General features: G+C 68.6%; 18 protein-coding genes. 8 read left to right on the plus strand and 10 right to left on the minus strand.

Features of this window, described 5'->3' with window-relative positions:
- Position 1 precedes the first annotated feature (1 nt).
- The gene (mutM, locus tag D3874_RS23185; protein ID WP_119781496.1) at positions 2-829 is read right to left on the minus strand and encodes a bifunctional DNA-formamidopyrimidine glycosylase/DNA-(apurinic or apyrimidinic site) lyase; all 828 of its coding nucleotides are present in this window, start codon (positions 827-829) and stop codon (positions 2-4) included.
- A 32-nt stretch (positions 830-861) separates the two neighbouring features.
- Positions 862-2,748, minus strand: a complete 1,887-nt coding sequence (locus D3874_RS23190) for a sigma 54-interacting transcriptional regulator (protein ID WP_233560114.1) — start codon at positions 2,746-2,748, stop codon at positions 862-864.
- Positions 2,749-2,910: 162 nt separating this feature from the next.
- On the opposite strand from D3874_RS23190, the gene cynS reads away from it, so the two are divergent.
- Complete coding sequence (cynS, locus tag D3874_RS23195) at positions 2,911-3,396, plus strand: cyanase (RefSeq protein WP_119781499.1); 486 nt, start codon at positions 2,911-2,913, stop codon at positions 3,394-3,396.
- Positions 3,397-3,400: 4 nt separating this feature from the next.
- On the opposite strand, the gene D3874_RS23200 is transcribed toward cynS, so the two are convergent.
- Entirely contained in the window at positions 3,401-4,597 is a 1,197-nt protein-coding gene (locus D3874_RS23200; RefSeq protein ID WP_119781501.1) for a methyl acetate hydrolase AcmB, read from the minus strand.
- 160 nt (positions 4,598-4,757) lie between these two features.
- On the opposite strand from D3874_RS23200, the gene ubiE reads away from it, so the two are divergent.
- Together ubiE and ubiB are read left to right on the plus strand one after the other, a co-directional pair.
- A complete protein-coding gene (gene ubiE, locus D3874_RS23205; protein WP_199699228.1) occupies positions 4,758-5,525 on the plus strand; it encodes a bifunctional demethylmenaquinone methyltransferase/2-methoxy-6-polyprenyl-1,4-benzoquinol methylase UbiE in 768 nt (255 codons plus the stop codon).
- A gap of 3 nt (positions 5,526-5,528) precedes the next feature.
- The gene (gene ubiB, locus D3874_RS23210) at positions 5,529-7,091 is read left to right on the plus strand and encodes a 2-polyprenylphenol 6-hydroxylase (protein ID WP_119781505.1); all 1,563 of its coding nucleotides are present in this window, start codon (positions 5,529-5,531) and stop codon (positions 7,089-7,091) included.
- Positions 7,092-7,096: 5 nt separating this feature from the next.
- Here ubiB and D3874_RS23215 read toward each other — a convergent pair whose 3' ends face one another.
- Entirely contained in the window at positions 7,097-8,113 is a 1,017-nt protein-coding gene (locus D3874_RS23215; protein ID WP_119781507.1) for an AraC family transcriptional regulator, read from the minus strand.
- A 115-nt stretch (positions 8,114-8,228) separates the two neighbouring features.
- Between D3874_RS23215 and D3874_RS23220 the strand changes: the two genes are divergently transcribed.
- Together D3874_RS23220 and D3874_RS23225 are read left to right on the plus strand one after the other, a co-directional pair.
- Complete coding sequence (locus D3874_RS23220) at positions 8,229-8,801, plus strand: 2Fe-2S iron-sulfur cluster-binding protein (RefSeq protein WP_119781508.1); 573 nt, start codon at positions 8,229-8,231, stop codon at positions 8,799-8,801.
- Positions 8,753-10,450, plus strand: a complete 1,698-nt coding sequence (locus D3874_RS23225; protein WP_199699229.1) for a fatty acid desaturase — start codon at positions 8,753-8,755, stop codon at positions 10,448-10,450. Before D3874_RS23220 ends, D3874_RS23225 begins: the two co-directional genes overlap by 49 nt.
- A gap of 23 nt (positions 10,451-10,473) precedes the next feature.
- On the opposite strand, the gene D3874_RS23230 is transcribed toward D3874_RS23225, so the two are convergent.
- Positions 10,474-11,097, minus strand: a complete 624-nt coding sequence (locus D3874_RS23230) for a hypothetical protein (RefSeq protein ID WP_119781510.1) — start codon at positions 11,095-11,097, stop codon at positions 10,474-10,476.
- 165 nt (positions 11,098-11,262) lie between these two features.
- Between D3874_RS23230 and coaBC the strand changes: the two genes are divergently transcribed.
- Genes coaBC through cysK form a run of 3 tightly spaced genes read left to right on the plus strand, consistent with a single transcriptional unit; the run spans position 11,263 to position 13,936 of the window.
- Complete coding sequence (gene coaBC / locus D3874_RS23235; protein WP_119781512.1) at positions 11,263-12,483, plus strand: bifunctional phosphopantothenoylcysteine decarboxylase/phosphopantothenate--cysteine ligase CoaBC; 1,221 nt, start codon at positions 11,263-11,265, stop codon at positions 12,481-12,483.
- Entirely contained in the window at positions 12,483-12,950 is a 468-nt protein-coding gene (locus tag D3874_RS23240) for an RrF2 family transcriptional regulator (protein WP_119781514.1), read from the plus strand. The genes coaBC and D3874_RS23240 overlap by 1 nt, the downstream gene beginning before the upstream one ends.
- A gap of 26 nt (positions 12,951-12,976) precedes the next feature.
- Positions 12,977-13,936 (plus strand): cysteine synthase A, encoded by a 960-nt coding sequence (gene cysK, locus D3874_RS23245; protein ID WP_119782454.1) that lies wholly within the window; start codon positions 12,977-12,979, stop codon positions 13,934-13,936.
- Positions 13,937-14,099: 163 nt separating this feature from the next.
- Here cysK and arsB read toward each other — a convergent pair whose 3' ends face one another.
- From arsB to D3874_RS23270, 5 genes are all read right to left on the minus strand, one after another.
- The gene (gene arsB, locus D3874_RS23250) at positions 14,100-15,158 is read right to left on the minus strand and encodes an ACR3 family arsenite efflux transporter (protein WP_119781515.1); all 1,059 of its coding nucleotides are present in this window, start codon (positions 15,156-15,158) and stop codon (positions 14,100-14,102) included.
- Between the two features lie 2 nt (positions 15,159-15,160).
- Entirely contained in the window at positions 15,161-15,688 is a 528-nt protein-coding gene (locus D3874_RS23255; RefSeq protein ID WP_119781517.1) for an arsenate reductase ArsC, read from the minus strand.
- Positions 15,681-16,052, minus strand: coding sequence for an ArsR/SmtB family transcription factor (locus tag D3874_RS23260; RefSeq protein WP_233560115.1), 372 nt, complete (start codon positions 16,050-16,052; stop codon positions 15,681-15,683). Before D3874_RS23260 ends, D3874_RS23255 begins: the two co-directional genes overlap by 8 nt.
- Before the next feature lie 75 nt (positions 16,053-16,127).
- Positions 16,128-17,159: a PstS family phosphate ABC transporter substrate-binding protein gene (locus D3874_RS23265; RefSeq protein WP_119781519.1), complete on the minus strand. Its 1,032-nt coding sequence runs from the start codon at positions 17,157-17,159 to the stop codon at positions 16,128-16,130.
- A 96-nt stretch (positions 17,160-17,255) separates the two neighbouring features.
- Positions 17,256-18,614, minus strand: a complete 1,359-nt coding sequence (locus tag D3874_RS23270) for an ATP-binding protein (protein WP_119781521.1) — start codon at positions 18,612-18,614, stop codon at positions 17,256-17,258.
- Positions 18,615-18,618 lie beyond the last annotated feature (4 nt).

The raw sequence follows: 18,618 nt of genomic DNA on the forward strand, positions 1-18,618 counted from the left end.
CCTATCTTTGGCACCGTGAACAATAATAGGTGGAGCGGTTGGACTGGACGATGCGCTTGATGATGCCCGACCGGCAACTCAGGCAAGGCTCGCCGTCCCGGTCATAGACCCGGAAGGCATGCTGGAAATAGCCCAGCTCGCCGTCCGACTGGACATAGTCCCGCAGGGTGGAGCCACCGGCCTCGATCGCCTCGGTCAGCACGGCGCGGATCTGCGGCACCAGCCGCTCGGCCCGCGCCCCCGCCACGCTCGCCGCCTCGCGGACAGGGGATATTTTCGCCCGGAACAGGGCCTCCGAGACATAGATGTTGCCCAGGCCCGCGACCACCTTCTGGTCCAGCAGCGCGGCCTTGATCGGCGTCCGGCGCCCGGCCAGGGCCGCCGACAGGGTCGCCCCGTCGAAGCTGTTGCCCAAGGGCTCGGGCCCGATGTCCTTCAGCAGGGGATGGGCGTCCAGCGTGTCGCGGTGGTCCATCACCATCAGGCCGAAGCGGCGATGGTCGTTGAACACCACCCAGACCCCGCCCTCGGCCTTCAGGCGCAGATGGTCGTGGGTGCCGGCTTCCGGCCAATCGCCGGCGCCCACATGCATCCGCCCCGACATGCCCAGGTGGCCGATCACCACCGCGCCGTCGTCCAGTTCGATCAGCAGATACTTGGCCCGCCGCCTGATGGTCACGATCCGCCGCCCGGTCAGGCGTTCGGCGAAGCGCTCGGGAAAGGGCAGGCGCAGGTCGGGCCGGCGCACCTCGACCTGTGTCAGGCGCCGGCCTTCCAGCGCGCGGGCGAGGCCGCGGCAAACGGTTTCGACTTCGGGCAGTTCGGGCATGGCGCGAGCATAGCCACAACCCGAACGCCCCGTCAGCCCCTCACGCGATAGGCCGTGGGCCGGATGCCCAGGGTCTTGAGGCGCGAGGCCAGGGTGGTGGGCTTGATGCCCAGCCGCTCGGCCGCCCCGCCGGGCCCGGAAACCTTGCCGCCGGCGGCCCGCAAGGCGCCGACCAGGCTGGCCTCGTCGCGTGCCCGGCGGTCCTCCTCCGTCAGAATCGGCGCCGCCTCCCCCAGCGGTGCCGTCGCAACCTCGACCTTCGGGGTGCCGTCGCCGGGCAGGTCCAGGCGCAGGCGGCCGTCGCGCGCCAGGATCACGCCGCGCTCGATGACATTCTCCAGCTCGCGGACGTTGCCCGGCCAGTCGTAGCGGCACAGCCGGCGCACGTCGCCCTGGCTCAGGGTCAGCTTGCCCGCCCCCGCCTTGCGGCCCGGCCGGTCCAGGAAGTGCAGCGCCAGCAGCGGAATATCCTCGGGCCGTTCGCGCAGCGGCACGGAATGGATCGGGAAGACGTTCAGCCGGAAGAAGAGGTCGCGGCGGAAGCGGCCGCGCTTCACCTCGGCTTCGAGGTCGCGGTTGGTGGCGGCGATCACCCGCACGTCGACGGCGCGCGTGCGCGCCTCGCCGACCCGCTCGAACTGGCCCTCCTGGAGCACCCGCAGCAGCTTGCCCTGGAGGTCGAGGGGGATCTCGCCCACCTCGTCCAGGAAGATGGTGCCGCCGCCGGCCAGCTCGAAGCGGCCGATGCGGTCGCGCAGGGCGCCGGTGAAGGCGCCGCGGCTGTGGCCGAAGAATTCGCTCTCGAACAGCTCGCGCGGGATCGCCGCGCAGTTGACCCGGATCAGCGGCCGGGCCGAGCGGTCGCTGGCCTGGTGGATGGCGCGCGCGATCAACTCCTTGCCGGTCCCCGATTCGCCGGTGATCAGGACCGAGGCGTCGGTGGGCGCCACCAGCTCGACCTGGCGCAGGATGGTCTGGATCTGGGCGCTGGTGCCGATGATGCCGCGGTGGTTGCCCTCCCGCCGGATCTCTTCCTGAAGATAGGCATTCTCCAGTTCCAGCCGCTTGTGCAGGGCATCGACCTCGTCGTGGGCGGCGCGCAGGCGCTCCTCCGCCTCGCGCCGCTGGCCGATGTCGCGGAAGACGACCACGGCCCCCACCACCTCGCCGCGGTCGCGGATCGGCGTGCTGGTGTACTCGACCCACAGGGGGCGGCCGTCGCGGCGCCAGAACACCTCGTTGGCCACCTGGTGCACGGCGCCGTCGCGGAAGGCCGCATAGATCGGGCAGTCACCCTGCGGGTAGAGCGAGCCGTCGGCGTGATGGTGGTGCACCGTCGCGTGCATGTCGGTGCCCACCAGTTCCTCCGCCGACCAGCCCAGCATGCGCTCGGCCGCCGGGTTGACGAAGGTCGTGGTGCCTTCGGCGTTCACGCCGTAGATGCCCTCGCCTACCGCCCGCAGGATGAGCTGGTTCTCGCGCTCCAGATCCCGGAAGAAACGGGCCACCCGCTGCCATTCGGCGATGCCGCCCTGCATATAGAACTGGGCATCGGCATCGGTGTCGCGCCGCCGCCGCTCGTCGAGGTCGGTCAGGCCGACCAGCATCAACGGGCCCTCGGCGGTATCGATCCTGGTGCCGGCATATTCCAGGCGCACCGCACGGCCCTCGGCGCTGCGCGGGGTCAGGTTGCGGGTCCACCAGAACCCCTTGGCCAGGGCGGCCTGGGTGAAGACGATCAGGGCCGGCATCTGGCCGGGGTGAAGGGCGGAAAAGCGGGTGTCGCCGCCCGGCGCCAGCCCCAGCAGGCGGCAGGCCGCCGGGTTGGCCTCCACCACAAGATCGGCGAAGGGATCGACCATCAGCAGGGGCTCGGGGCTGGCCTGCAGGGCGAGCGCGGCAAGTTGACTCTGGCCCATTTCACGAAATTTCGTCATCAGGAAACGATATTTCGTAACTTACGATATTTCGTGATGGCCGGCCAGGGGCAAATCGCCCGGAAAGCCGCGACGATGCCGCGCTTTCCCCTTCTGGCACGGCCCTTGCGCTTGAAGTGGCAGGGTAGAACAGAGGGTGATCCCATGAAGCGTGAAGACCTGACCGAGAAGATCCTGGACATCAAGCGCGAGAAGGGCTGGACCTGGAAATCCATCGCCGAGGCGATCGGCGGCCATTCCCCCGTGCTGATCACCGCGGCCCTGCTGGGCCAGATGAAGCTGACCAAGGCCCAGGCGACCGAGGCGGCCAAGCTGTTCGAGCTTTCCCTGGGCGAGGAGCGGATGCTGAACGAGGTGCCCTATCGCGGCTCATTCCAGGCCCCGCCCACGGATCCGCTGATCTACCGTTTCTACGAGCTGGTGATGGTCTACGGCACCACCTGGAAGGAACTGATCCAGGAAGAATTCGGCGACGGCATCATGTCGGCGATCGACTTCGATTTCGAGATGGAGCGTCTGCCGGATCCCCGTGGCGACCGGGTCAAGATGACCATGTCGGGCAAGTTCCTGCCCTACAAATACTACGGTGCCACGGGCAATTCCCCGGCCTACGGCTACAAGGAGGACTGAGCGCTCAAGCCGCGGCCCGGTTCGCCAGGGCCGCATAGGCCGCCATCTCGAACTGGGCATAGGCCATCAGCGACGGCATGTCGCCGTAAGGCAGGACCTGGGAGGCATAGAAGCCGCCGATGCCGTTCTGCCGGTCGATCCAGTAGTAGAGATTGGCGATGCCCGACCAGGCGAGGGTGTTGGCGGGACGCCCGGTCGGCATCGGCTGGTCGTTCAGCATGAAGCTGTAGGCCCAGGACATGGTCTGGCCGGGCAGGAACTGGATCTCCAGCGCCATCTCCGGCATCACGCTGGGCAATTCCCGCAGCTTGAGTTCGCCCAGGCCGTTGCCCTCGGCCATCCTGACCGTCTCGGGCTTCAGCACCCGGCCGTTGGGACCGGCCCCGTCGTTCAGCCACATGCGGATGAAGCGGCAATAGTCGCCGACGGTCGCATAGAGGCCGTGGCCACCCATGTCGACTTCCGGATCGGCCGGCAGCAGCGGCTCGGGGATCGGCGCCAGCGAGCCGTCGGCCCCGCGCTGGTGCACCAGGGCCAGGCGCTGGCGCATCGACGGCGTCAGGGTGAAGCCGGTGTCGGCCATGCCCAGCGGCTCGAAGATCCGCTCCTTCATGACCTGGCCCAGACGCTGGCCGGTGATCCCTTCGACCACCTGGCCGCACCAGTCGATGTTCATGCCGTATTCCCACTGCTCGCCCGGATCGGCGATCAGGTGCGATTGCAGCGACAGGCGGGTGCAGCCGATGATGCTGGCCCGGCCGGTGGCCGCCGCCTCGTCGAACAGGCGCTGGTTCGAGAATTCGTAGCCGAAGCCCGCGGTGTGCAGCATCAGCATGCGGGTGGTGATCTCGCGCCGGGGTGCCCGCAGGCGCGGCCGGCCATCGGCGTCCAGGCCTTCCAGCACCTTGACCTTGGCGATTTCGGGGGCATAGCGGCTGGCCGGGGCGTCGAGGTCCAGGCGCCCCTCCTCGACCAGTTGCAGCACCGCCGTCCCCGTGATCGCCTTCGAGCACGAGAAGATGGCAAACACCGTGTCGGTGGTCATCGGCTGATTGCTGCCCAGCACCCGCACGCCCGCCGCCCCCTCGTAGGTGGTGCCCTGGGCGTCGGTGAGCATGGCGACGATCCCGGGGATCGCCGGGGTGCCCTGGACCGATTGCGCCAGGATGGCGTCGGCCGTCGTCTTGAAACCGCTGTTCATCAAGCTTCCTCCGCTACTTCTTGTTATGGCGGCAGCTTAGCCGCGCCGGGCCGCGCGCGCACCCTCGAATGGGTGGGGCGCGGGCCTTGCGCCGAAAGGCCGCTGAAGAGCCGCCGCGCAACGCTGGCGAGGCCCGCGCCGGGACGCTATGGTTCGCGCCATGACACAGGACGACGCGATCAATTCGGCCGAGAAGGTCACCCATTTCGGCTTCGAGACCGTGGCCGAGGCCGACAAGGCGCGCCGGGTGCGCGGCGTCTTCGATGCCGTGGCCAAGCGCTATGACATCATGAACGACCTGATGTCGGGCGGCGTACACCGGCTGTGGAAGGCGGCGCTGATCGACTGGATGAACCCGGCCAAGGGCACCCACCTGCTGGACGTGGCGGGCGGCACCGGCGACATCGCCTGCCGCTTCCTGGACCGGACCGGGCCGGATGCCCGGGTGACTGTGGTCGACATCAATGCCGAAATGGAGTTGGTGGGCCGCGACCGCGCCATCGACCAGGGCCGCCTCAACATCGGCTGGGCCGTCGGCGATGCCGAGAAGCTGCCGGTCAAGGACCGCTCGGTCGACTACGTCACCATCGCCTTCGGCATCCGCAACGTGACCCGCATCCCCCTGGCGCTGAAAGAGATGCGCCGAGTGCTGAAGCCGGGCGGCCGCTTCATCTGCCTGGAATTCTCCAAGGTGGTGATCCCCGGCCTCGACCAGATCTATGAGGAATATTCCTTCAAGGCGATCCCGCGCATCGGCAAGCTGGTCACCGGCAACGCCGATGCCTACCAGTACCTGGTCGAAAGCATCCGCCGCTTCCCCGATCAGGACACGTTTGCCAAAATGATCGCCGAGGCGGGGTTCGAGCGCGTCCAGGTCCGCAACCTGACCGGCGGCGTCGCCGCCCTGCATTCCGGCTGGCGCCTGTAGCCGATGTTCAAAGCCCTGCGTCATGCCCTGCGCCTGTTCCGCGTCGCCCGCCGGCTGGCCGTCCATGACGCGCTGTTTCCGGCCGAACTGACGGAAGAACTGCCGCTCTCGGCCCGGGTCGGGCGCAAGCTGCTCTCCATCCGCCTGTTCAGCCGCGGCCATCCCGAACTGGAGGGCAAGAGCCAGGGCGAACGCCTGGCCGTGGCCCTGGGCAGCTTGGGCCCCACCTATATCAAGCTGGGCCAGAGCCTGGCCGCCCGGCCCGACCTGGTCGGCGACCAGGTCGCCCGCGCCCTGATGCAATTGCAGGACCGGGTGCCACCCTTCCCGGCCAGCGAAGCCCGCCAGATCATCGAATACGAGCTGATGCGCCCGATCGGCGAGGCCTTCGCCTCGATCGACGAGGTCCCCGTCGCCGCCGCCTCGATCGCCCAGGTCCATTTCGGCGTAACCCACGAAGGCCGCGAAGTGGCCGTCAAGGTGCTGCGGCCGGGCATCGAGATCGCCTTCCGCCGCGACCTCGATGCCCTGGCCTGGGCCGCCGACCTGGCCGAGCGCTATGTGGCACCGCTGAAGCGCCTGCGCCCGCGCGAAATCGTCCGCATCCTGTCCGATGTCTCGTTCCTGGAGATGGACCTGCGCCTGGAGGCGGCCGCCGCCTCCGAACTCGGCCTGACCCTGAACGCCGAAGGCGGCGTCACCGTGCCGGCGGTCGACTGGACGCGCACCGCAAGGCGGGTCCTGACCGTCGACCGGGTGCGCGGCATTCCCATCGGCGACCGCGAGGCCCTGGTCGCCGCCGGCCACGATCCCAAGGTGCTGGCGACCCGGCTGATGCAGAGTTTCCTCGACCAGGCGCTGGGCAACGGCTTCTTTCACGCCGACCTGCACCAGGGCAACCTGTTCGTGGTCGAGAACGGCACCATCGTCGCGGTCGATTTCGGCATCATGGGCCGCCTGGGCAAGCCTATGCGCCGCTTCATGGCCGAGACCCTGTTCGGCTTCATCACCGCCGACTACATGCGCGTCGCCCGGGTCCATGCCGAGGCGGGCATCCTGCCGCCGACCAAGTCGGTCGAGCTGTTTTCCCAGGCCCTGCGCTCGATCGGCGAGCCGATCCTGGGCCGCGCCACCCGCGACATCTCGATCGCCCGGCTGTTGCAGCAGTTGTTCCTGGTGACCGACACCTTCGCCATGGAAACCCAGCCCGACCTCCTGCTGCTGCAAAAGACCATGGTGGTGGTCGAGGGTGTGGGCGGCATGCTCGACCCCACCATGAACATCTGGGAAGTGGCGCGGCCGGTGGTCGAACGCTGGATGGTCTCGACCTTCTCGCCCGAGCACCGCCTGATGGACGCGGCCGAAGGCGCCGCCGGCCTGATGCGCCGCCTGCCCGCCATGCTCGACAAGCTGGAAAAACTGGGCGGCCAGATCACCGAGAGCGGCCTGCGCCTGCACCCGGAAACCGCCAAGGCGATCGCCGACGGCCAGGCCAAGGCCCAGCGCCGCCTGTGGTGGGCGGTGATCGCGCTCGCCGCCGCCGTGGTCGTGATCGCGCTGACCTGACGGGCTCAGTCCCTTCGCGCCTGGCGGCGGAAATCGGACGGTGCCAGCCCTTCCCAGCGCTTGAAGGCCCGCCGGAAATTGGCCAGCTCGCCGTAGCCCAGCGTATAGGCGATCTCGTCGATGCTCAGATGGGACGACTTCAGGTGTTCCATGGCCAGGGTGTGCCGCACATCGTCCAGGACCTCCCGGAACGAGGTGCCCTCCGCCACCAGCCGGCGGTGCAGGGTGCGCGGGGTCATGTTGAACAGGCGCGCCACCACGGTAAGCGTGGGATAGCCGCCCTGCCGGTCGAGCAGCAGCCGGCGCAGGCGGGCGGCCAGCGACATCTGGCGCGTGAGCTTGTCGAGTTCGCGCTGGCAGATCTGGCGGGCATCCTCGAAGGCGGCGGGATCGGCCATGCGCAGGGGCGTGTCGATCAGGTCGAGGGGGATGGCGAACCCGGCCCATGAGGTGCCATAGGCGAGGTCGGCCTTGAACAGCGCCCGCGCCAGGTCCGCATGGGCCGGCGCCGGGAAGGGGAAGGCGATGCCCTCGACCGGGCTCGTGCCTAGGCAGACCGTCTCGATCATGTTCTTGATCGTGAGAATGACCGCCTCCAGCACGACCACGCGCAACTCCCCCAGGGGCTCCACCTCTTCGAACAGGACCCGCATCGACCGTCCGCTCGCCGCCAGGCGGACCGTGACCAGCGAGGTGCGCACCGGCAGGTAGCGCTGGACGAGATCGATCGCCTGGCGAAGCGTGCCGCTGTTCATGGCGGCATAACCCAGCATGCCGTGGGCGCTGGCGGTCAGGCGGTCGCCGACCAGGAGGCCCAGCGCCGGTTCGCGCGTGGTGTCCAGACCATCGCGCACCAGTTGCCGGAACCGCTCGAAAGAAAGCTCGAAAGCCGGGTCGGCGATCTGGGCGCGGGTCAGGCCGCTCAGGGCCAGCCATTGGGCGACGTCGCCGCCGCAGTCCGCGATCTGCTCCGCGATCTGGCGGACATAGTGGATGGCCAGCGGAAACTGCCGTGGGGTCATGGCGCCGGATTGTCAAAAAATACCCCCTTCCTGTCAATGCCTCACCTCCCGGACAGACGGGCCCTGGCCTATTCCCCTAAGGGTCAGGAACCCACCCAACAGAGAGGGAAAAGCGATGCTTCAGCAGCGGGAGGAAACAGCCAGGCTGACCGTCGAGGTCAACGGCCAGGCCATCGGGATCGAGCCGACCGAGACCATCCTGCAGGCGGCCCTGCGCGAGGGGATGGCCTTCCCCTATAGCTGCCGGGTCGGCGGCTGCGCCAGTTGCAAGTGCAAGCTGGTGGACGGCCAGGTGAAGGAACTGACCGAGACCACCTATATCCTGAGCGACGAGGACCTGGACGAGGGCTTCATCCTGGCCTGCCAGAGCGTGCCCAGGACGAATGTGAAGATCGCCGTCGACCTGCCCGAACAGGCCGCGCGGCGCCGGGTGGCGGGCAAGGTGGTCGCGCAGGAGCGCCTGACCCACGACATCACCCGCCTGCGCCTGGCCCTGGACGAACCGCTCGATTACAAGCCGGGGCAATTCGCCGACCTGGCCTTCGCTGCCCTGCCCGGCATCAGCCGCAGCTATTCCTTCGCGACACCGCCCGGTGCAGACGGCGTGGTCGAATTCTTCGTCCGCAAGGTGCCGGGCGGGTGTTCTCGTCCCGGGCCAACGACGGTGATGTCATCGGCGAGACCATGACGGTGGAAGGGCCGTCGGGCGATTTCTGGCTGCGGCCGGGCAGCGCCCCCCTGCTGCTGGTCGCCGGCGGCAGCGGGCTGGCGCCGATCCTGGCCCTGCTGCGGGCAGCGGCCGACGAGGGCTGCGCGCGGCCGGTGACCCTGCTGTTCGGTGCCCGCACGCAGCGCGACCTCTATGCCCTGGAGGAGATCCGCGCCATCGAGCGTGCCTGGAAGGGGCCGTTCCGCTTCACCCCCGTGCTCTCGGAGGCGGCGGCCGACGGCGCCTGGGCCGGTGCGCGCGGGCTGGTCACCGACCATCTGCTGGACGGTCTCGACACCAGCGCCCAGGTCTACCTGTGCGGTCCGCCGGCCATGATCGACGCGGCGGAGGCGACGCTGCGGGAACGCGGCGTGACACAACGGCAGATCCATGCCGACCGCTTCCTGACCCGGGAGGACCTGGCCAATCGCGCCAGGCCCGCCGAGGCGCACAGCGGGGTCGAGGCCGGGATCTTCGACTACCTGAAATTCTTCCTGTTCCATGCCGTCGGCCTGTTCGCGGCCACCACGATCGTGGCGGGCGGCGCCTGGCCCACCTATGGGCTGCTGGGCACGCTGGCCTTCTACCTGATCGGCGATGCCATTTCGGGCGACGATACCTCGACGCCGCGTTACACCCGGCCGGGAATCCTGACCGTGCAGCTATGGCTGGCGTTGCCCTTGCTGAGCCTCATCGTCTTCGCGGCGATCTGGAGTGTCAGCCCGGGCGATCCGCTGGGCTTCGGCGCCCTGGTCACCCTGCTGACCGGGTTCGACGCGATCGCGGCGCGCGGCGCCACCTTCTGGGGCCACCACGTGTCGACCGCCGTCATCACCGGGCTGACCATCGGCATGATCGGCACGATCACGGCCCATGAGCTGACGCACCGGACCTGGGACCGCGTCTCGATGTTCTTCGGGCGCTGGCTGCTGGCCTTCAGCTTCGACACCGTGTTCTCGATCGAGCATGTCTACGGCCATCACCGCTATGTCTCGACCGAGCATGACCCGGCCACCGCGCCGCGCGGCCGCAACGTCTACTACCACGTCGTCGCCTCGACCCTGAAAAGCAACCTGAGCGCCTGGAAGATCGAGCGCCGCCGCCTGCTGCGCCGCGGGCTCGGCCTGTGGTCCTGGCACAATGCCTTCCTGCGCGGCCACCTGATGAGCCTGGGCCTGGTCGCCCTGGCCTGGGCGATCGGCGGCCCGGTGGGGGCGGGCTTCTTCGTGGTCTGCGCCCTGTGGGGCAAGGCGCTGCTCGAGATCGTCAACTATATGGAGCACTATGGCATGGTGCGCGACCCGGCGACCCCGGTGCAGCCGCGCCATTCGTGGAACACGACCAAGCGCATCAGTTCCTGGTCGATGTTCAACCTGACGCGCCACTCGCACCACCATGCCCAGGGCGAGGTGCCCTACCAGGACCTGCGGCCTTTCCCCGAGGCACCGACCATGATCGGCGGCTACCTGACCACGATCGCCGTCGCCATGATCCCGCCCCTGTGGCATGCGCTGATGACGCCCAAGGTGCTGGCCTGGGACCACGCCTATGCCAACGACGGCGAGCGGGAACTGGCCCGGCGCGCCAATGCCCGCAGCGGCATCGCCGCCTTCCAGCGGGCGGCCTGACGGCGAGGCCGGGCGGGGCCGCCCTATCGGCGGCCCTGTTCGGCTTCGCCGGGCGACGGCTCGGGCGAGGGTGTCGCCGCGGCAGGCGCGGACAGTTCGCGCTTGATGCAGTCGCGCCACACCGTCACCGCTTCATTGCTGCCCGCCAGCGGCCATTTGATGATCAGGCCGGCCAGATCGTCGGCGCCGACGCTGAGGGTCTGGCCATGGGTGAAGGCCTTGAGGAACTCGTCGCTTTGGGTGGCCGCCAGCGACATCGACAAGGTGGTGCCGACCTGCTGGGCCCGCCCGGCGCGATAGGCGATGCCGTCGATCAACAGCACCGCCCGCCGCTCCAGCCGCAAACCGCCGGTGTCCGGCAGTTCCGGCCCACGGACGCCCAGGTACAGTTCGCGGGAGACATTGGCCGGGGTGGCCGCGATCCACAGCCGGCGGTCGCCCTTGCCGGTCTGCATCAGGGTGCACACATTATAGCTCTGGCCCTGGCTGTCGCGCATGGCGCCGGCGCCCACCTGCCAGTTTTCGGGCAAGGTCGTGGTGGCATGGGGCGCCGTCGCGCTGGCCGCGACAGGTGTCGATTCGTCGACGCAGGCAGCCAGGCCGGCGGCCAGACCGGCGACCAGGGCGAAGCGGATGGCTGTGCGCATGTTTTCCCCGAAAATCCCCGTCTCGCTCTATGAAACCGGCCACGCTGGGTCAACGGCAATCTTCGCCGAAAGATCCTCCGTTTTCGTTTGGGCGTTTTTGTTGATGTCCACCATAATGACGTATAAAAGGCGAATCCTCGACGCCAACCGGCGCAAGGCAGGCTCATGGCCGATAAACACATCCTCCTGGTCATCGGTGGCGGCATCGCGGCTTACAAGTCGCTGGAATTGATCAGGCGCCTGCGCGAGCGCGGCATCGGCGTGCGCGCCATCCTGACCCGGGCCGGCAGCGAATTCGTCACGCCCCTGTCGGTCTCGGCCCTGACCGGCGACAAGGTCTACGGCGACCTGTTCTCGCTGACCGATGAGGCCGAGATGGGCCACATCGAACTGAGCCGGGCCGCCGACCTGCTGGTGGTCGCCCCGGCCACCGCCGACCTGATGGCCAAGATGGCCAACGGGCATGCCGACGACCTGGCCTCGACCGCCCTGCTCGCCACCGACAAGCGTGTGCTGATCGCCCCGGCCATGAACGTGCGCATGTGGGAACATGCGGCGACCCGGCGGAACCTGAAGCAGTTGACCGCCGACGGCGTCATGGTCGTCGGCCCCAATGACGGCGACATGGCCTGCGGCGAATACGGCCCCGGCCGCATGGCCGAGCCCCATGAAATCCTGGGCCGCATCCTGGCCTTCTACGAGGGCGAGGCGAACAGGCCGCTGGACGGCCGCCATGTCATCGTCACCTCGGGCCCGACCCACGAGCCGATCGACCCGGTGCGCTACATCGCCAATCGCTCGTCGGGCAAGCAGGGCCATGCCCTGGCCGCCGCCCTGGCCCGCCTGGGCGCGCGGGTGACGCTGGTCTCGGGCCCGGTGACCGAACCCGATCCCACGGGGGTTCAGACCATCCATGTCGAGACCGCGCGGGACATGGCCCAGGCCGTCGAGGACGCCCTGCCGGCCAGCGTCGCGGTCTGTGCCGCCGCGGTCGCCGACTGGCGGGTCGACGGCGAGGCCGGCCAGAAGATCAAGAAGGACGGCAGCGGTGCCGTCCCCACCCTGTCGCTGGTGGAGAACCCCGACATCCTGGCCTCGCTGTCGCGGCGCAACCAGGGCCGGCCGGCCCTGGTGATCGGCTTTGCCGCCGAGACCGAGAAGGTGGTCGACCATGCCCGCGCCAAGCTGGCGCGCAAGGGCTGCGACTGGATCGTCGCCAACGACGTGGGCTCTGGTCCCGACGGCGGCGTCATGGGCTCCACCGACAACACCGTTCACATCGTCACCGGCGAGGGTATCGAGTCCTGGCCCAAGCTGTCCAAGATTGAAGTGGCGGCGCGCCTGGCGGCGCGCATCGCGCTAACCGTGAAGGAACGAAACATCTGATGTTACGCCTGTCGCGCAAGATGCTGTTCGCCCTCGAAGCCGTGGTCGACATCGCCTACAACGCCCGGCCCGAGCCCGTGCAATCGAAAGAGATCACGCGCCGCCAGGGCATCCCCCAGCGCTATCTCGAGCAGGTGATGCAGCAACTGGTCCATGCCGGCGTGCTGAAAGGCGTGCGCGGGCCCAAGGGCGGCTATCGCCTGGCGCGCGAGCGCCGCCGCATCACGGTGGGCGAGATCATTCGCGTGGTCGGCGCCATCGAGAACGCGGAGGACGAGGAGGACGGCGGCGAGGGCCAGCCCATGACCTCGGACCTGGGGCGCAAGGTGGTCCAGCCATTGTGGAGCGAACTGCACGAGACCATCATGCTCAAGCTTGATTCGATCACGGTCGAGGATCTGTGCCGGCGGGCCGAAGGTGCCGGCGTGCACTCGGAAGGCCGCGAGCGCATGGACTTCTCGATCTGAGTTTGGATTTCCTGGGAGGAATGATGATGAGCAAGACGGCGAAGCCCGGTCGCGGCCGCGTCTACGACAGCATTACCGAGACGATCGGCAATACGCCCCTGGTGCGGGTGCACCGGCTGGCCTCGCAGGCCGGGGCCAAGGCGGAAATCCTGGCCAAGCTCGAATTCTTCAACCCGCTGTCCAGCGTCAAGGACCGCATCGGCGTCGCCATGATCGAGGCCCTGGAGGCCGAAGGCCGGATTGCGCCGGGCGCCACCCTGATCGAGCCGACCTCGGGCAATACCGGCATCGCACTGGCCTTCGTCGCCGCCGCCAAGGGTTACCGCCTGATCCTGTGCATGCCCGAATCGATGTCGATCGAGCGGCGCAAGATGCTGGTCCTCCTGGGTGCCGAACTGGAACTGACCCCGCCCGAGAAGGGCATGCGCGGGGCCATCAACCGGGCCGAGGAACTGAACAAGGAAATCCCCGGCTCGGTCATCCCGCAGCAGTTCGCCAACCCGGCCAACCCGGCGATCCACGCCGCGACCACGGCCGAGGAGATCTGGAACGACACCGCCGGCAAAGTCGACGTGGTGATTTCCGGCATCGGCACCGGCGGCACCATCACCGGCGTCGGCCGGGTGCTGAAGGCGCGCAAGCCCTCGGTGCGCATGGTCGCGGTCGAGCCCGAGGACAGCCCAGTGCTGTCGGGCGGCCAGCCCGGCCCGCACAAGATCCAGGGCATCGGCGCCGGCTTCGTGCCGCCGATCCTGGACCGCAGCCTGATCGACGAGATCATCACCATCGGCAACGAGACCGCCTTCGAAACCGCCCGCCAGGCCGCCCGCCTGGAAGGCATCGCCTGCGGCATCTCCTCGGGGGCCGCCTTCGCCGCCGCGATCGAGGTCGCCACCCGCCCGGGCATGGAAGGCAAGACCGTGGTCGCGATCATCCCCTCCTTCGCCGAACGCTACCTCTCCACCGCCCTGTTCGACGGGCTGTAATTACCCAAAAAAACGTCATGGCCGGGCGAAGTCCCGGCCATCCACGTCGCCAAGCAGCCTATGCTGTCAACGGATGTGGCTCGTCCCGACGTGGATGACCGGGACGAGCCCGGTCATGACGACTTGAAGGCAACGCTCGTGTGACGCGGAACAGCCCGGTCATCTATCGCGGGGATTCGGCGGGGCGGGCGGCAGCCAGCGCGCCGCGTTCGTACCAGCCCTGGCTCGCATTGACGATGCGCACCACCGACAGCATCACCGGCACCTCGATCAGCACGCCGACCACGGTCGCCAGCGCAGCGCCTGAATCGAAGCCGAACAGGCTGATGGCGGCGGCCACCGCCAGTTCGAAGAAATTGCTGGCGCCGATCAGGGCCGAGGGGCCGGCGACGCAGTGCTGCTCGCCGGCCAGGCGGTTCAGCAGATAGGCAAGGCCGGCGTTGAAATAGACCTGGATCAGGATCGGCACCGCCAGCAGGGCGATGACCAGGGGCTGGGCCAGGATCTGTTCGCCCTGGAAGCCGAACAGCAGCACCAGGGTTGCCAGCAGCGAGACCAGCGACACGGGCTGCAGCCTTGCCAGCAGACGCCTGAGCCCCGCCTCGCCGCCCGACGCCAGGACCACCCGGCGCACCAGTTGCGCGACGATCACCGGCACCACGATATAGAGCGCGACCGACAGCACCAGCGTGTCCCACGGCACCGTGATCGCCGAGAGGCCCAGCAGGAAGCCGACAATCGGCGCGAAGGCGAAGACCATGATGGTGTCGTTGAGCGCCACCTGGCTCAAGGTGAAATGCGGCTCGCCCCGGGTCAGGTTCGACCAGACGAAGACCATGGCGGTGCAAGGCGCCGCCGCCAGGATGATCAGGCCGGCGATATAGGAACCGATCTGGTCACCCGGCAGCCAGGGCGCGAACAGGTAACCGATGAAGAGCCAGCCCAGCGCCGCCATCGAGAACGGCTTGACCGCCCAGTTGATGAACAAGGTGACGCCGATGCCGCGCCAGTGTGCCTTGACCTGGCCCAGGGCGGCGAAATCGATGCGTAGCAGCATCGGGATAATCATCAGCCAGATCAGCACGGCGACGGGCAGGTTCACCTTGGCGACTTCGGCCCCGCCGATCACCTGGAAGACGCCGGGCAGGAAGTGCCCCAGGGCCACCCCGGCGACGATGCACAGGGCGACCCACAGGGTAAGCCAGCGTTCGAACAGCGACATCCTCAGGCGGCCGGATGACGCGCGCTTGAAGCCCCGTCGCCGCGGCCAATCTCGTGCAGGTGGGTCTGCAGGGACAGGCGGTCGAGGCTGGCGACCGGCAGGGCGGCGAAGGTGCTGATCCGGTTCTTGAGATAGCGGAAGGCGGCAACGAAGGCTGCTTCCTTCTGGATCTCGGTCCCTTGCGCGGCGGCGGGGTCCTCGATCCCCCAATGGGCGGTCATCGGCTGGCCCGGCCAGATCGGGCAGACTTCGCCGGCGGCATCGTCGCAGACGGTAAAGACGAAATCCATGTGCGGCGCCCCGGGTACCGCGAACTCGTCCCAGGACTTGCTGCGCAGGTCGTCGGTCGGGTAGTCCATGCTGGCCAGCACCTTGACGGCCAGGGGATTGACCCCGCCCTTGGGGAAGCTGCCGGCCGAGTGGGCATTGAAGCGGCCGGCGCCGTCCCGGCGCAGGATGCTCTCGGCCATGATCGAGCGGGCGGAATTGCCGGTGCAGAGGAAGAGCACGTTGAAGATGTGGTCAGACATCGGCGGTCTCCATGATGCAGCAGGTGGTGGTGGCGAGAGGTTCGGGCACGGGCGCGCAGAGCTCCGGCCGGCCCTGGCAGCAGTCGTTGGTCAGGAAGCCCACGAGGCGGTGGAAGCCCTCCAGGTCGGCGCGATAGAAGATGGTCCGGCCCTGGCGGTCGGCTTGGGCGAGCCCGGCCCGGCTGAGGATGGCGAGATGGCTCGACATGGTGTTGTGGGGCACGCCGCAGGTGGTCGCGATCTCGCCGGCCGGAATGCCTTGGGGGTGCGCCGCCAGGAGGGCCCGGAAGACCTTCAGCCGGGTCCGCTGGGCCAGCGCGCCGAGGGCGTCGATCGCGCCCAATTCGTCGATACTTGTGGACATATCGACCTTATAGATCCGCCGGGCCATGAATGCAACCGGCAACGGCGGCCCTGCGGCCGCCGTTGCCAAAGTCGATCAGAACGCCGAGGTGTCGAGCGAGTCCAGGCCCTTGGCCACCGCCCGCTGCTTGGCGAGTTCGTCGGCCGAAAGCAGGATCAGGCCCTTGCCCTCGAGGTAGCCGTTGGCGGCAATGGCACGGTCCGAGAAGAACTCGGCGATATATTCGGCGATGCCGGGCACGTCGCCGACCTGATACTTCTTCACATAGAAGTACAGCGAGCGGGACACCGGGTAGGCGCCGCCCTGGATGTTCTCGTAGGTCGGCTGCTTGCCGTCAACGGTGGCGCCCTTGATCTTGTCCTGGTTTTCCTCGAGGAAGCTGTAGCCGAAGACACCGACGGCGATCGGGTTGGCGACCAGCTTCTGGACGATCAGGTTGTCGTTCTCGCCGGCTTCGACGTAACCGCCGTCTTCGCGGATCTTCTGGCAGGCCTTGCCGGTGATCAGGTCCTTGTTCTCGGCCACTTCCTTGCAGCCCTCGTCCATCACCAGCTCGTTGAAGGCGTCGCGGGTGCCTGACGTCGGCGGCGGGCCCAGCACTTCGATCTTTTCAGCCGGCAGGCTGGGGTCGATCTCGTTCCAGGTCTTGTAGGGATTGTCGACGACGTCGCCATCGACCACGACCTCGGCGGCCAGCGCCTTCCAGATCTGGGCGCGGGTCAGCTTGAACGCCGGCGCGCTCTTGGCATTGGCCAGCACGATGCCGTCATAGCCGATCTTCAGCTCGACGATGTCCTGGACGCCGTTGGCCTGGCACTGGTCGATCTCGCTGCGCTTGATGCGGCGCGAGGCATTGGCGATGTCGGGGTAGTTCTCGCCGACGCCCGCGCAGAACAGCTTCAGGCCGCCGCCGGTGCCGGTCGACTCGACGATCGGGGTCTTGAACGCGCCGCCCTTGCCGAAGGTCTCGGCCACGGCGGTGGCAAAGGGGAACACGGTCGACGAACCGACGACGCGGATCTGGTCGCGGGCCTGCGCGGTCGCGGCAAAGCCCGTGGCGAGGATGGCAGCCGTGGCGACGGCCGCGAGAGCGGATTTGACGGTCATGGACGGTCTCCCAGGAGTCAGGACGACGGGGCGACGCTACGCCCGCCGCGTGACCGATCCGTTGCACCTTGGTGACAGATCGATGGCGCCGCGCACTCAGTCCCGCGCGGGCAGATAGACCGTGAAGGTCGTGCCCTGGCCCAGGGTCGAATCGATGGTCAGGGCGCCGCGGTGGCGGTTCAGGATGTGCTTGACGATGGCGAGGCCCAGGCCGGTACCGCCCAGGTCGCGGCTGCGCGCCGTGTCGACCCGGTAGAAGCGCTCGGTCAGGCGCGGCAGGTGCTCGCGCGCGATGCCCGGCCCCTGGTCGCTGATCGCGATCGCCACCGGCCGGGCCCGGCCGGGCCAGCCGGCGCGCGAGGGGACGTGGTCGATGACGCGGGCGTCGATGTGCACGGTGCCGCCCTGGCGGCCGTATTTGATGGCGTTGTCGATCAGGTTGGTGAAGACCTGTTCCAGCTCGCCCTCGTCGCCGATCACCGGCGGCAAATCGGCGGGCAGGATCAGATCGACGCTGGCCTGGCGGGCCTGGGCCCGGAAATCCAGCGCCTTGACCACCCGGCGGATCAGGACATCGACCGAGACGGGCTCGGCCGGCGGCGTGTGCTCGGTCAGTTCCACCCGCGACAGCGACAGCAGGTCGCCGACCAGCCGGGTCATGCGGGCGACCTGTTCCGCCATGGTCTTCAGGAAGCGCTCGCGCGCCACACTGTCGTCCCTGGCCGGGCCCAGCAGGGTTTCGATGTAACCGCCCAGGGCCGCCAGCGGCGTGCGGATCTCGTGGCTGGCATTGGCGACGAAATCGGCGCGCATCCGCTCCACCCGCTTGGACTGGGTCAGGTCGCGGAACACCAGGGCGACCGCCACGCCGTCGGGCGACGGCTTGGCGAAGGCGGCGATGCGGCAGGTCAGTTCGCGCGCCACCGGCACCGGCAGCGACAATTCGATTTCGACCGGCGGCTCGGCACCGCTGGCGACCCCTTCGGCGGCCTCCAGCACTTCCGGGTGGCGCAGCATGGCGGCCAGCGGCCGGCCCGCCGGCTCGTCGCCGAACAGGGCGCGGGCGGCGCGGTTGGCATGATGCACGGTCAGGCCGCGATCGAGCAGGATCAGCGGATCGGGCAGCAGGTCGAGTACGGCACGGTGGCCGCGCTGGGCCTCGGCCCGTTCGCGGATCTCCCGGCCCAGGCTGTCCTCCAGCCGGGCGATGACCGTCTCGAGATCGCCCTCGGCCGAGACCGCCGTAACCTCCGGCGCCACGACCGGCGACCGGGCCCACTGGCGAAGGCGGGCAACGGCCGCGAAGGCGGCCAGCACCACGCCGACACCGCCGGCGATCGCCGAGACCGGCCGCAGGTCGCCGGCCACGGCCAATAGCGCCAGCACGGCGATGCCGGGGATGGCGCAGGCGCCGACGGCGACGGCCAAGCTGTCGGCCCGAAGCTTGAACGCCACCCCG

It is taken from the genome of Oleomonas cavernae (assembly GCF_003590945.1).
Lineage (GTDB): Bacteria > Pseudomonadota > Alphaproteobacteria > Zavarziniales > Zavarziniaceae > Zavarzinia > Zavarzinia cavernae.